10 protein-coding genes are annotated in these 14,243 nt (G+C 70.6%); 5 read left to right on the forward strand and 5 right to left on the reverse strand.

Annotated elements, in window-relative coordinates:
- Positions 1 to 61: 61 nt before the first annotated feature.
- From ABZ883_RS21075 to ABZ883_RS21090, 4 genes are all read right to left on the reverse strand, one after another.
- Positions 62 to 3,703 carry a S8 family serine peptidase gene (locus tag ABZ883_RS21075; protein ID WP_360908104.1) on the reverse strand — a complete coding sequence of 1,214 codons (3,642 nt, stop codon included), beginning with the start codon at positions 3,701 to 3,703 and terminating at the stop codon, positions 62 to 64.
- A 488-nt stretch (positions 3,704 to 4,191) separates the two neighbouring features.
- On the reverse strand, positions 4,192 to 4,776 hold the full coding sequence (locus ABZ883_RS21080) for a carboxymuconolactone decarboxylase family protein (RefSeq protein ID WP_360908106.1): 585 nt from the start codon (positions 4,774 to 4,776) through the stop codon (positions 4,192 to 4,194).
- A 5-nt stretch (positions 4,777 to 4,781) separates the two neighbouring features.
- Positions 4,782 to 5,129, reverse strand: a complete 348-nt coding sequence (locus ABZ883_RS21085; RefSeq protein WP_360908108.1) for a hypothetical protein — start codon at positions 5,127 to 5,129, stop codon at positions 4,782 to 4,784.
- 39 nt (positions 5,130 to 5,168) lie between these two features.
- Entirely contained in the window at positions 5,169 to 6,569 is a 1,401-nt protein-coding gene (locus ABZ883_RS21090) for a Xaa-Pro peptidase family protein (RefSeq protein WP_360908110.1), read from the reverse strand.
- A gap of 222 nt (positions 6,570 to 6,791) precedes the next feature.
- Here ABZ883_RS21090 and ABZ883_RS21095 point away from each other — a divergent pair, with 222 nt between their 5' ends.
- From ABZ883_RS21095 to ABZ883_RS21115, 5 genes are all read left to right on the forward strand, one after another.
- Entirely contained in the window at positions 6,792 to 7,601 is an 810-nt protein-coding gene (locus ABZ883_RS21095) for an SDR family oxidoreductase (RefSeq protein WP_360908112.1), read from the forward strand.
- 159 nt (positions 7,602 to 7,760) lie between these two features.
- Complete coding sequence (locus tag ABZ883_RS21100) at positions 7,761 to 9,320, forward strand: Re/Si-specific NAD(P)(+) transhydrogenase subunit alpha (protein ID WP_360908114.1); 1,560 nt, start codon at positions 7,761 to 7,763, stop codon at positions 9,318 to 9,320.
- Between the two features lie 23 nt (positions 9,321 to 9,343).
- Positions 9,344 to 10,771: a Re/Si-specific NAD(P)(+) transhydrogenase subunit beta gene (gene pntB / locus ABZ883_RS21105; protein WP_360908253.1), complete on the forward strand. Its 1,428-nt coding sequence runs from the start codon at positions 9,344 to 9,346 to the stop codon at positions 10,769 to 10,771.
- Between the two features lie 67 nt (positions 10,772 to 10,838).
- Complete coding sequence (locus ABZ883_RS21110) at positions 10,839 to 11,525, forward strand: enoyl-CoA hydratase/isomerase family protein (protein ID WP_360908116.1); 687 nt, start codon at positions 10,839 to 10,841, stop codon at positions 11,523 to 11,525.
- A gap of 68 nt (positions 11,526 to 11,593) precedes the next feature.
- A complete protein-coding gene (locus ABZ883_RS21115) occupies positions 11,594 to 12,655 on the forward strand; it encodes a hypothetical protein (protein ID WP_360908118.1) in 1,062 nt (353 codons plus the stop codon).
- Positions 12,656 to 12,736: 81 nt separating this feature from the next.
- Here the strand turns inward: ABZ883_RS21115 and ABZ883_RS21120 are convergent, their stop codons facing one another.
- Positions 12,737 to 14,113: an NADP-dependent succinic semialdehyde dehydrogenase gene (locus tag ABZ883_RS21120; protein WP_360908120.1), complete on the reverse strand. Its 1,377-nt coding sequence runs from the start codon at positions 14,111 to 14,113 to the stop codon at positions 12,737 to 12,739.
- Between the last annotated feature and the right edge of the window lie 130 nt (positions 14,114 to 14,243).

Here is a 14,243-nt window from a genome sequence, read left to right on the forward strand (position 1 = left end):
CAGGGCCGCGTACGGCGACCCTGCCCCCGGTGTTGTCAGCCCGAAGTGGGCTGGTGACCGGTCACTTCAGACCGAAGGCCCGGTTGATGACCTGCTTGATGCTGTTGCCCTGTGTGTCCCGGGCGCTGGTGCGCAGGGTGACGAACCGGGCGTCGGCCGGGGCGTCCAGCCGGGTGCGCCAGCCTTCCGAGGTGTGTCGCAGGTCGGCCGGGTGCCAGGTGGCGCCGTCGTCGTACGACACGTCCACGCTCACCTGCGTGATCGACTCGGAACCCGGCCCTCCGGAGAGATGGGCGGGGGTGACGACGAGATCGGCCCTGCGCCGGGCCACGCCCGTGTCCTCCATGCCGCCGACCGCGTAGTCGAGCTGCACCAGCGGAGGAAGACCCTGGGTGCCCTCGGCGGGGCGGCCGGAGGTGAAGGCCCACTCGGTGCGGGTGGAGGTCGAGTACTGCGTGCCGCGGGAGTTCTCCGACACCAGCCGGTACGGCAGCTTCTGGGGGGACAGCTCCGGGACGAACACGCTGCCCGAGGTGCCGCTCGCGACCAGGGTGTCCCCCTGGTAGAGCTCGGTCTTGGCGTGCACGCCGGCGCCGGAGGCGACTCCGACGTGCCCGGTGCCGGAATCCGTCCAGCCGGGCACCCTCACCTGCATCGTGTCCGCGAAGCGCACCGGCCGGTACGTGTCACCCATGCGCGGGCGCTGGACGGGTCCGAAGTACTCCACGGTGGACCTGGTGGAGGCCGCGTAGTGCTTGCGGTAGTCGGTGATGATCTGGACCTGGCCCGCGATGCCGGCGCCCTCGGACCAGTCCGTGCCGGCGGACACCCAGTCGGTGCGGTCGCCTTGGACGGGAGTGCTCAGCGGGAAGCCTACCGACCGGCCCATCCACACGTCGCCACGGTACTCACGGCCGTTTCCGGGCGCGTTGTTGCGGAAGGAGACGTCGACGCGGGCCAGCTCGCCGGGCTGGGGCCGGTAGACGAGGTCCTGAGGGATCGTCGGGCCGTGGTGGACGATGTCGTACAGGTACTCGGTGGTGGGCTGGGACTGCACCCGGAGCCTGGTGGTGCCCCGCTGGATCCGGCCGATGAGTTCTTCGCCCTCGTCCGCGGTGATGGTCGCCACGGTCACCGCCGGTGGCGGCGGAGCCACCGGGCTGAAGATCTCCTGTGGCCAGGGCTGCAGTCGTCCCGTGCCGTCGTTGACGACGATCAGCAGGTCCGCGCCCGCGGCGGCCGCCGCGTCGGCCTGCTGCTCGATGCCGACGGTGTCACTGCGGCGGACGACGACGGCCTTGCCCTTCGCGCCGAGCCCGGCGTAGGCGTCGCTGCCGCCCTGGCCGGCGTAGACGGTCCGGTAGCTGCGGCCGCCCTTCTTGACGGGGGTGCGTCCGGGCTGGACAAGGAGGTCGTCGAAGGCGCGGGTGTCGGAGGCGACGGTCAGGACCGGTTGCGCCAGACGCCAGCTGGTCCCGAACTCGAAGGTCCCGTTGGCGACAGGCTTCTCGGTGGGGAGGGCCCAGACGCTGTCGTAGGAGTCGGGCGGCAGCCAGGACCCGTTCACGGCGAGCGTGGCATCGAAGGTGCGGGCGACGTCGACGCGGCTGAGCAGCGGCGTCGTCTCCTGCGGGGTGACGACCTTGACCTGCTTGAGCTTGGTGGCGTCCAGGTCCAGCGCGACGTCCTTGTTCAGGACGACCTCGGGCGCCGTGAGGAGGGCGAAGCCCCTGGAGTGCGGCCCGTGGGTACCCTCCACGGTGGCGCCCAGCCAGACTGTGTAGTTGCTGGGCAGTAGGGGCAGTCTGCCCGTGCCGTCCGCGCCGATGGTGATCGTGTTCAGGGACTTGCCGTCCGTCACCAGGACCTCGGCGCCGGCCATCGGCCTGCCGCTGCGGTCCTTGGCCGTGACCTTCAGGTCGTAGTGCTCGTAGTCCTTGTAGGCGCCGACGATGGTGTGGGCCACCGTGGTTCCGGCCTCGTCCGAGGCCAGGATCTGTCCCGAAGCCGTGGTTCCGGTTCGTACGGCTCCGAAGTCGGTGTTCAGACTCACGTCCGCGGTGCCGCCCGCGGGGACGGTGACGTTTGTCGCGGACAGGGAGAACACGTCGGAGGGCGTACCCGCGCTGGGCTGGACGGACAGGTGGAGGGTAACGGGGCTGCCACCGGTGTTGGTGTACGTCACCGTCTTGTCGGACTTCTCACCGGCGGGCGCCGAGAAGCTCTGGTAGGCGTGGACGCTGCCGGTCGCGAACACGGTGTTCCGTATCGTGGCCGCGATGTCCAGTCGGCCGCTGCCGGCCTCGTAGGGGTTGTACTGCGGAGTCAGGGCGGTGGTGCTGATCAGAGCGTCCTTGAGCTGCTGCCCGGTCCAGTCGGGGTGCGCCTGGGCCAGCAGCGCGGCCGCCCCCGCGACATGCGGGGTGGCCATCGAGGTCCCGCTCATCGTCTGGTAGGGGCCGCTGCCTTCCGACGCGTACTGCGAGCGGGCCGCCAGCACATCGACACCGGGAGCGGTCAGTTCCGGCTTGAGCCCGCCGTCACCCATGCGCGGACCGGTGCTGGAGAAGTCGGCGAGGGTGTCGGAGCCGTCCACGGCGCCCACGGACAGCGCGGCGTCGGCGACGCTGGGGGCCGACACCGTGTTGGGGCCGTAGTTGCCCGCGGCGATGGTGAACAGTGCGCCGGTCTCGTGGCTGAGCGCATCGACCGCCAGACTCAGCGGGTCGCTGCCGTCGCTGGCGCCGGAGCCGAGACTCATGCTGATGATCTTGGCGTGCTGGTCGCGGGCGGCCCACTCCATGGCAGCCAGGATCCAGGAGTCCTGACCCTGGCCCGTGTTGTCGAGCACCTTGCCCACGTGCAGGCGCGCCCCAGGAGCGACACCCTTCTCCTTGCCGTCGGAGGCCGCGCCCGTGCCCGCGATGGTGGACGCGACGTGAGTGCCGTGCCCGTGGTGGTCCTCTACGTCCTCACCGGGCACGAAGCTCTCCGCGGCGCTGACCTGGCCGGCCAGGTCGGGGTGCTGGGTGTCGATCCCGGTGTCCAGCACGGCCACGTCCACGCCCTGCCCGGTGTCGCCACCGGCCCAGACCTGCGGAGCGCCGATCTGCGCGGTGCTGTCGGCCAGTTCGGCCTTGGCCTTGCCGTCCAGCCAGATCTTGGCGATGCCGGCGCCCAGCCGCGGCGCGGTCGAGGCGGCCCGTCCGGCGGCGGGCACGTTGCCGGTCGTGAGGGAGGCCCAGAAGCCGGCGGCGGCCGAGCGCGTCTCCGAAACGGCCGCGCCCTGGATGCTGCTCAGGGTGAGGGTCCTGGTCGCGCCCTTCGGCAGCACCGTGGCGGTGCGGGAGCGTGCGGCGGCGTCGGTGTACGAGACGATCAGCGGCAACGTGCCGGTGTGTGCGTCGTCGTAGCCGTCGGCCAGCAGCCGGGTGATGTCGAACAGCCCCCGGTCCAGCTGCCCAGAGGCCACGTACGGCAGGACAGCGGTCGGGTAGACGTATGTGTCCGTGCCGACCGTGCTGGTCACGTATCCGGTCGGCTTGCCCTGCGGGTTCTCCAGGGAGCGGGTGACCGTGCCGTCGGCGGCTGTGGTCTCGGTGACCTTGTCACCGTTGATCAACGTGACGGTTCGCGATATCGGTCGTGCGGCGGAGTCGGCGGCGGCCACGGCGCCGCCGGACTTCGGTGCGGCACTGGCCATCACACCCGGTATTGACAGGAGCATCGCTGACGCCACGACAGGCGCGATGAACATCCTTCTTCGGGTAGGTCTTTGCAGCAAGACGGCCTCTCAGGTAGTCGGCGCGAGAAATTGATCAGACGGTATAGGCCGGTGGGTCGGACCTGAAGAGCCTGGCGCTTTTGCGCCAGGCCGGGGGGTCCGGAGGGAAACCTTCCGGCTACCACGTAGGCCGGCGCGGACGCGAGGGAGCCCACGGGCCACGTGTCTTCGACCGGTCCCGCGTTGAAGTCCGTCCGGGCATCGCGAAGACCGCCGGTATCGGGGCCGGTCGCATTGGCGACGCCGACGGCAACAGCAAGCCCGCATCAGCCACTGGAAACGACGCGGTCACACACCCACCGAAACTGTCCGCCCGTCAAGGCAATTGCCGTGACGAGCGGGCCGGGCGGATGGGTGAGGCCGGTCAGGCGCCTGCCTGACCGGCCTCACTGCGGCGCGCCCTGGTCTCAGAGCTGGTTCTCCACCTCCACGGGCGCCTCCGGCATGTCCAGGTCGAAGGCCATGACACGGTGGAAGCGCGCCAGGGCGTTCCACACGCTGATGCACATCACGAGCTCGACCAGCTCGGCCGCGTCGAACGACCATTGCACGTCCTCGCGGACGCGGGCCGAGACGCCGGTGAGGCCCTTCTCCAGGGGCGTGTTCGGGAGGGAGACGGTCATCTCCTCGGCCAGCTGGAGCGCCAGCCGCTCCTTGTCGGTGAAGCCGCCGAGCTCGCCCCGCGCGACGGCCGCGAGCTCGTCGGCGCCGATGCCCTTGGCCAGCGCGGACGTGCAGCGGTGACTCGCGGTGTACCGGCAGTGGTTGAGCACGGCCACGCGGACCGCGACCAGCTCCTTCACGCGCTGTTCCAGCGCGCCCGGGCCGTTGAGCTGCCCGAGGAAGGGCAGGTAGGTGGCGAGCAGGCCGGGGCTGTTCCCGATGCCCGCCCAGGTGTTCAGGACTCCGCCCCAGGTACTCACCCCCTTCGCGAGAGCGGGTTGGTCGGCCGACGAGAACTGGTCGGATGTGAGAAGCGGTACCAGCGCCATGGGAATCACCTTTCGACGGGGCCTGCGGGGAGACCGCAGGCTTGGGACGGGGGAGGGGCGGGCGCGGGAGGAGCGTCCCCGCTGCGCGACGCGGAGCCCGGCCGGCGCAGGCCCAGCGCGATCCCCGTTGTGGCGTTGAACCACGGAACGAGGAACGTCAGGGCGATGCGCACCGCGAGCGCCCATGTGAACGGGCCCTGCCGGACCTGCGCGTACAGGTTGACCATGAACAGGGTCGACCCGACCGCCAGGGCGGCCGCGGACGTCTGCGCCACCGCCCTTCCGCGTACGGCGCCGCGCAGCGCGACGCTCCAGGCGACCGGGGTTCGGGGGTCTTGCTCGGACAGGGTCATGGCGTCCTCGGCTCCGGCGGGGCGGGGGCGGCCGCGCGGTCAGAGGTCGGCAGCGCTGCCTCGGCGGATGGACCGGGACCCGGTGGGGGTGTTCAGGTGCGACTGCGAGTCGCGCTCGGTCGACAGCGGCCCGGAGACGGTGAAGTACCGCCGGCCGGCGACGAGAAGCTCCTCCGCGGGGAACTTGGTGATGACCTCGCAGCCGTCCGCGGTCACCACGAGCTCCTCCTCGATGCGGGCCGCGCCCCAGCCGTCCTTCGACGGCCAGTAGGTCTCCAGCGCGAACACCATGCCCTCTTCGAGCACTTCGGGGTGGTCCAGGGACACCAGCCGGGAGAAGACGGGCTTCTCCCAGATCGACAGCCCGACACCGTGCCCGTACTGCAGCGCGAAGGCCGCCTCCTCGTCCGCGAACCCGAACTCCTGCGCCGTCGGCCATACGGAGACGATGTCGGCCGTCGTGGCGCCGGGCCGCACGAGGCTGATGGCCTCGTCCATGTACTCGCGGCACCGCGTGTAGGCGTCGCGCTGCGCGGAGGAGGCGCTGCCGACGGCGAACGTGCGGTAGTAGCAGGTGCGGTAGCCGTTGTAGCTGTGCAGGATGTCGAAGAATGCCGGGTCCCCGGGTCGCACGATGCGGTCCGAGAAGACGTGGGGGTGCGGCGCGCACCGCTCACCGGAGATCGCGTTGACCCCCTCGACGAACTCCGAGCCGAGGTCGTAGAGGGTTTTGGCCACCATGCCCACGCACTCGTTCTCGCGCACGCCCGGCCGGAGGAACTCGTAGAGGTTCTCGTAGGCGGCGTCGACCATCGAGCAGGCGTGGGTGAGCAGACGGATCTCGTCGCGGGTCTTGATGCGCCGGGCCTCCAGGAACACCTGCTGTCCGTCGACCACGGTGACGCCCGCGCTCTGCAGGGCCGTCAGGACCGGGAGCTCGATGACGTCGACGCCGACCGGCTCGTCCAGGAGACCGTACAGCTCCAGCTCGTGCTTGATCTTCCGGGCGACCGAGTCGGCCATCCCGACCAGCGGGTTGATGGCGCCGCGCAGCGTGGAGATGCCGGCGCGGGCACCGCTGGGGTTGCGGGGGTCGGCTCCGTGGTGGGCCCCGTGCGGATCGCCGTCGGAGTGGGCCCCCGAGTAGTCCAGCCAGGGGTTGTACAGCTGGTGGTGTTTGGCGGCCGAACCGAAGTCCCAGACGATCGGCTCACCTCCCCGCACCAGCAGGGAGAAGCGGATCATCTTGTCGATCGCCCAGGTGCCGATGTTGGTCGAGGTCATGTAGCGGATGTTGGCGAAGTCGAAGGCGAGGACGGCGCCCAGGTCGGACTCCTCCAACGACGCGCGCAGCCGGGCCAGCCGCTCGTCGCGGAGCCTGCCCATGTCGACGCGGGTTTCCCAGTCGACTGCGTTCGGTCCAAACGTGGGTATCGCCATCACAAGTCCTTTGCCGAGCGGACACTCGCGGGTGGGCAGACGCACGCGCACCACCTGCACTCACTCGGTGAGCGTGCCGCGTGTTCTGTTAACCATGCGAAAGGTGCGAAGCGGTCGCTCCGGCCCTCGTGTGAACCATGTGTTAACCGCGCTTGCCGCCCCCTCGGCGCTTCGGTTCCACTCTCCGCACAAGCACGAAAGCGCTGACTGGAGGACTGAAACATGGCTGCAGGGTGGAACTTGGAGGGCCGCATGGCCTTCGTGACCGGCGGTAGTCGAGGCCTGGGCTTCGCCATCGCGCAGGCACTGCTGGAGCGCGGCGCCAGGGTGGCGATCGCGGCCCGGGACGAAGCGGCCGTCAAGGCTGCCGCGGGCCGCCTCGCCGCCGGTTTTGCCGCCGGGGACGTGCTCTCCGTCGTCGCGGACGTCAGCGACGCGGAGTCCGTCAACAGCGCGCTGGCGGAGGTGCAGGCCTGGCAGGGCGGCCTCGACATCCTCGTCAACAACGCCGGACCGCAGCTCGCCCCCGCGCCCCTCGCACAGGTGGACGAGGAGGTCGTCGCGGCGGCCTTCGACACGAAGCTGCTCGGTTTCCTCCGCGTCTCGCAGGCCGCTCTCCCGTTCCTCAGCCGGTCCGGCAGCGGCAGCATCGTGAACGTCGTCGGCGCGACCGCCCACATGCTGGTCCCCAACGCCGGCGCCACGGGCATCGTGAACGCGGGCGTGGTCGCCCTCACCAGCTACCTGGCGAGCGAGGCGGCCGCCGACAACATCCGGGTCAACGCGATCTCCCCCGGAATGACCAAGACCGAGGGCTGGCTCACCAAGACCGAGGCCATGGCCAAGCAGCAGGGCAAGAGCGCCGAGGAGGTCCGGGCCGGCATGGTGCAGGGACTCGGCATCCGCCTCAACCGCTGGGCCGAGCCCTCCGAGGTCGGTGCCGCGGCGGCGTTCCTGGTGTCCGACGACGCCTCCTACATGACCGGCCAGGTGCTGCGCGTCGACGGCGGTCTGACGAAGCCCGTCGCCTGATCGAGGCCCCCAGGCGGACGCCATCCGAGGCGCCCTCACCTTGGATGGCGTTCCTCGTCATCGTCGTCAGCCTCGTCGTCGTCATCGTTGTCGGCCTCGTCCGCGGGGCGCGGACGTCCGGCGACTGCCCCGCACCATCGACAGCTGGGAGTTACGGGAATGCTGATCGGAATCGTGAGTGAAGCCCGCCGCGGCGAGACGCGCGTTGCCGCGACTCCCGCCACGGTGGTCCAGCTGGTGAAGCTGGGGTACGACGTCGTGGTGCAGCCGGGCTCGGGGACGCTGTCGAGCTTCCCCGACGAGGCCTACGCCGAAGCCGGCGCGAGGATCGGCGACCCGCTCGCCGCGGACGTCGTGCTCGGCGTGAACGCCCTGTCGACCGAGCAGTTGGACGCCCTGAAGCCGGGTGCGACGGTCGTGGGCATCATGGGCCCCGCGTTCGATCCCGCGCTGGTGGCGGACCTCGCGGAGCGCCCGATCACGGCGCTGGCCATGGACGCGGTGCCGCGCATCTCACGGGCGCAGTCGCTCGACGTGCTCTCGTCGATGGCGAACATCGCCGGCTACCGGGCGGTGGTGGAGGCAGCCCACGCCTTCGGGCGGTTCTTCACCGGTCAGGTGACCGCCGCGGGCAAGGTGCCGCCGGCGAAGGTCCTGGTCTGCGGCGCCGGCGTGGCCGGTCTGGCCGCGATCGGCGCCGCGGGAAGCCTGGGCGCCGTCGTGCACGCCACCGACCCGCGGCCGGAGGTCGCCGACCAGGTCAGGTCGTTGGGCGGCGAGTACCTCTCCGTCGAGGCCGGCGACCCCGGCGAGGTGGAGGTCTCGGCGACCGGCTACGCCAAGGAGATGTCGCGGGACTACAACGCCCGCGCCGCCCAGCTGTACGCGGACCGGATCCCGGAGATGGACATCGTCGTCACGACGGCCCTGATCCCGGGCCGTCCGGCACCGACGCTCATCACCGCCGAGATGGTCGCCTCGATGAGGCCGGGCAGCGTGATCGTGGACCTGGCGGCCGCGAACGGCGGCAACGTCGAGGGCACGGTCAGGGACGAGGCGGTGGTCACGGCGAACGGCGTGACCATCATCGGCTGGACCGACCTGCCCGGCCGGCTGCCCGCGCAGGCCTCCCAGCTGTACGGCACCAACCTGGTCAACCTCGTGAAGCTGATGACCCCGGGCAGGGACGGCCGGCTGGTACTGGACTTCGACGACGTGGTGCAGCGGTCCATCACCGTCGTCCGCGACGGCGAGTCGACCTGGCCGCCGCCGCCCGTGGAGGTGTCCGCCGCTCCGGCGGCCGCTCCCTCCGGCGCGGCCCGTGCGCCGGGGCCCGCGGGCTCCCGGGCGAAGGCGCCGGTGCCGGCCCGGAGGCGGTTCGCCGTGGTCGGGGCGGGCGGCGCCGCGCTGTTCCTGCTCGCGGCCATGTCGCCGCCCGCCCTGCTGGGACACCTGACGGTGTTCGCGCTCGCGGTGGTGATCGGCTACTACGTGATCGGGCAGGTCCACCACGCCCTGCACACGCCCCTCATGAGCGTGACCAACGCGATCTCCGGGATCATCGTGGTCGGCGCCCTGATGCAGATCGGCCACGGCGAGAGCCCGAACGGCGCGGCGGTCACCGCGCTGTCGACGATCGCGATCCTGCTGGCCTCCGTCAATGTCTTCGGAGGCTTCGCGGTGACCCGCCGGATGCTCTCCATGTTCTCGAGAAGCTGAAGGGCTGTGCGATGTCCGATCTGATGACTGTCGAGACCGGCGCGGCGGCCGCCTACATCGTCGCGGCCCTGCTCTTCATCCTGGCACTGGCCGGGCTGTCCCACCACGAGTCCGCCAAGGCCGGCAAGACCTTCGGCGTCACCGGCATGGCCGTGGCCCTGGGCGCGACGGTCGTGCTGGCGATCGACCACGACATCTCCGGCGTCGGTCTCGCGCTGCTCATCGGCGCCGTCGCGGCCGGTGCCGCGATCGGGCTGTGGCGGGCCCGGGTGGTGGAGATGACCGGGATGCCCGAACTGATCGCCCTGCTGCACTCCTTCGTGGGCCTGGCGGCGGTGCTGGTCGGCTGGAACGGCTACCTGCACGTGGAGGCCGCTTTGGACGGCCCGGGCAGCGCCGAGGCCGCGGCCCTGCGGGCGCAGGACCTGCTCGGCATCCACTCCGCCGAGGTCTTCATCGGCGTGTTCATCGGCGCGGTCACCTTCACCGGCTCGATCGTGGCCTTCCTCAAGCTCTCGGCGCGGATCAAGTCGTCCCCCCTGATGCTGCCGGGCAAGAACGTCCTCAACCTCGGTGCGCTGGCCGCCTTCGCCGTGCTCACCACATGGTTCGTGCTCGACCCCGCGCTGTGGCTGCTGATCGCCGTCACCGTCGTCGCGCTGGCCCTGGGCTGGCACCTGGTCGCCTCGATCGGCGGCGGCGACATGCCGGTCGTGGTCTCGATGCTGAACTCCTACTCCGGCTGGGCGGCGGCGGCGTCCGGGTTCCTCCTGGAGAACGACCTGCTGATCATCACCGGGGCCCTGGTCGGTTCCTCCGGCGCCTATCTGTCCGCCGTCATGTGCAAGGCGATGAACCGCTCCTTCCTCTCCGTGATCGCCGGCGGGTTCGGCATCGAGGCCGGCCCGGCCGGTGACAAGGACTACGGCGAGCACCGCGAGATCACTGCCGAGGGGGTCGCCGAACTCCTCGGCTCGGCAGACTCGGTGGTCATCACCCCCGGCTACGGCATGGCCGTCGCGCAGGCCCAGTACGGCGTCGCCGAACTGACCCGCAAGCTCAGGGACCGCGACGTCAAGGTGCGCTTCGGGATCCACCCGGTCGCGGGCCGGCTGCCGGGCCACATGAACGTCCTGCTCGCCGAGGCCAAGGTCCCCTACGACATCGTGCTGGAGATGGACGAGATCAACGACGACTTCGACAGCACCACCGTCGTCCTCGTCATCGGCGCCAACGACACCGTCAATCCCGCCGCTGCCGAGGACCCGGGCTCGCCCATCGCCGGCATGCCCGTCCTCCAGGTCTGGAACGCCGAGAACGTCATCGTCTTCAAACGCTCCATGGCCTCCGGGTACGCCGGCGTCCAGAACCCGCTCTTCTACCGCGAGAACTCCGCCATGCTCTTCGGCGACGCCAAGGACCGCGTCGAGGACATCCTCCGCGTCCTGTGACAGACAGACCGCAACAAGGGAGAGGACTGGGATGACGAACAGCGCGGACGGCGCCTGGGGTGGCGTCGTGGAGCAGGAAGTGGTCGGTGCCACGTGCGTGCTGACGATACGCAACGGCGAGCGGAACCTGCTGAACCCAGGCATGCTCGGCGACATCCGTGCCCGGCTGCAGGAGTGCGACGACAACCCTGACATCCGCGCCGTCCTGCTCACCGGCGCGGGTGACACCTTCTGCGGCGGTCTCGACATCGCGGCCGTCAAAGCCGGTGCGGACCCCGCCCTGTTCGGCAAGGCATTGATGGAGACCCTCCGGATTTTCCCGCGTCTGGGTCTGCCTGTCGCGGCTGCCGTCAACGGTGACGCGCTCGCCGGGGGCGCCTCGTTCGTCGCGGCCTGCGATTTCGCCGTCGCAGTGGACAGCGCGCGCATCGGCACGGTGGAGGTCGGCGCCGGGATGTGGCCGATGATCGCGCAAGTGCCCCTCATTCATCGGCTCGGGCCGCGCGTGGCGATGGAGAACGTAGGCTCCGGTGAGCCGTTCACCGCGGACAGGGCCCGCGAGGTCGGTCTCGTGCAGGCCGTGGTCAAGGCCGGCCGGGCAGCCGCGGTCGCGCAGGAATGGCTCGACAAGGCACTGAGGGCGGCCGGCGCGGGCGCGTCCGGCCGCCGCTCCGTCTACGAACTCGCGTCGATGTCGTACGACGAGGCGTTCGTCGCGGCGCTGCCGCGTTTCATCGAGCTCTTCGAGCACTGAACCCCTCGGCGTACCTTTCGACGTTGGGACGCGCAGGCACTGTCGGTGGTGTCCGTTACCTTCGGAGCATGTCGATCACCGCACAACTGCGCGACTCGGTGAGGCTGCCGGGTGGAGGCGTTCTCGTCAACGGCTTCGCACTCGAAAGCCGCGCGAACGGGTCGCACCGCGCCCTTCTCCTCAACGGGCACGAGCTGGAGGTCCACGACCTCGACGAGGTGTTCGCGGGGGAGCACGCGCCGTCCGCGGTCTTCGTCCTGCCCTGGCCGGAGTGGGACCGCGGAGTCCATTCGATGAGTCCCGACGGCAGCTTTGCGGTGTTCTCCGGTCAGCGCGCGGTACGCGCCGTGGGGACGGACGGGCAGACGCTTTGGGAGTACCGCCACGCCTGCTGGGGACCCGAGCTCGACCACCCGCACTCGGGGGACGAGCAGGAGGTCTGCCGCGGCAGCGAGCACGGATCCTGCCGGGTCTCGGACGACGGCCGGCTCGTCTGGGCGCACGTCGTGGCCGAGCCGGCGGAGGGAGAATGGCGGGAACGCTGGGTGGTCCTGGACGCCCGTAACGGACGGGAACTGGCCCGGCTGCCGCTGGACAGCGCCGCAGCAGGCTCGAACCACCTCTCCCACCCCGACGGCGTGCACATGGGCCTCGGCATCGGCATGGGCCAGGACGGCGTCCTGCTGCACTGGGCGCGCCTGGACGGCGGGGAACTCACCGCCTGGGACCTGAACAAGGGCATGGACCGCATCCTGATGGACGTCCATGCGGGGTATCCCGGCTTCCTGACGGTGGAGCACTACGGGTCGGACCTGCGCCTGCACGCTCTGGACGGCACCGTGCTGGCCGAGGCGGAGCCGGAATCGGCCGACGACGAGGAGCGGGATGACGCCTGGGGCTACGACTGCGGCTTCGTCGACGCCGGGACGGTCATCGCGTCGCTGACCGACGCCGACGAAGACCTGGCGCGCCACTGGCTGCTCGACGCCCGCACCCTGGAGATACGCGGGGAGGTCACCTATCCCGCGGGCGTGGTCGACAGCTGGGTCCGCCCGCTCGGCGACGGGACCTGGCTCACCTACGACACCCCGGGTGAAACGCTCAACCGCTGGGCGCAGGCCCCGGATTGAGCACGGCCGGACGGGCCGGAAGCACAGCGCCCGGGGTGCGATTGCGCGGGCGGGCGGAATCGCACCCCGGGCAGTGGCTCGTCAGCTCTTCCAGACCGTCTTGAGGTTGCAGAACTCGCGGATGCCCTCCGCGGCGAGCTCGCGCCCGATGCCGGAGTCCTTCACGCCGCCGAAGGGCAGCTCGGGGAAGGAGACGCTCATGCCGTTGACGAAGACGGCACCGGCCTCGAGCCGGCTGATCAGGTAGCGCTCCTCGTCCGGGTCGGTGGTCCACACCGACGAGCTGAGGCCGAAGGCCGTGTCGTTGGCGAGGGCCGCGGCCTCCTCGATGCCGTCGACCCGGTGGACCGCGGCCAGGGGGCCGAAGGCCTCCTCCCGGTACAGCCGCATCTCGGCGGTGACCTCCTCCAGCACCGTCGGCTCGAAGAACCACCCCTCGGTGCCGACCGCGGACCCGCCGCAGCGCAGGACGGCACCCTTCGCGACGGCGTCGTCGACCAGTTCGGCGAGCTCGCGCCGGCCGGACTCGGTGGCGATCGGCCCGATCTCGGTCTCCTCGTCGAGCGGGTCGCCGACCCTGAGCGCCTTGGTGCCCGCGACGAAGGCCTCGACGAACTCCTCGTACACCTCGGTGTGGACGATGAACCTCTTGGCCGCGATGCAGGACTGGCCGTTGTTCATCGTGCGGGCGGCCACGGCGGTACGGGCGGCGGCCGGGACGTCCGCGGAGGGCAGCACGATGAACGGGTCGGACCCGCCCAGCTCCAGCACCGCCTTCTTCACCTCCGAGCCCGCGACGGCCGCGATCGAGCGCCCGGCCGGCTCGGACCCGGTGAGCGTGACGGCGGCGACGCGCCGGTCCCGGACGACGTCCTCGACGTGGGCCGCTCCAATGAGGAGCGTCTGGAACGACCCCTCGGGGAAGCCCGCTCGCTCGAAGAGCGTGTCGAGGTACAGCGCGGACTGCGGGACGTTCGAGGCGTGCTTGAGCAGGCCGACGTTGCCTGCCATCAGCGCGGGCGCGGCGAAGCGGATCACCTGCCACATCGGGTAGTTCCACGGCATCACGGCGAGCACGATGCCCAGGGGCTCGTACGAGGTGTACGCGGCCGAGGCCCTGACCGCGCCCGGGTCGGCGAGCGGCTGGTCGGCCAGCAGGCTCTCGGCGTTCTCGGCGTAGAACCGCATCGCGTGCGCGCACTTGAGGACCTCCGCGCGGGCCTGCGCGATCGGCTTCCCCATCTCGATCGTGAGCCGGCGTGCCGTCTGGGCCGCCTCGTTCTCGACCAGATCGGCGGCCGCCCGCATCCACCGGGCGCGCGTGTCGAAGCCGGTCGCCCGGAGTGTCGCGGCAGCGACCTCCGCTCGCGCCAGGCGCCGGTTGACCTGATCCTTCGTGAGGGGAGCGAACTCTTCTACGAGTTCACCGGTGGCGGGGTTCACGGTGGCGATCGGCACGGCGTTCTCCTCTGGGAGAGGGAGGGGAGTGAGTCAGGATTGGATCCATGTTAGGGCTCATCGTGGGGTTAAAACAGTGATGATGCGGTTGAATTGCCTGGTGTCACGCAGGGATGGATCCATGTCGCGG

Origin of the sequence: Streptomyces sp. NPDC046977, assembly GCF_040644455.1 — a bacterium.
In the GTDB taxonomy this organism is placed as follows: domain Bacteria; phylum Actinomycetota; class Actinomycetes; order Streptomycetales; family Streptomycetaceae; genus Actinacidiphila.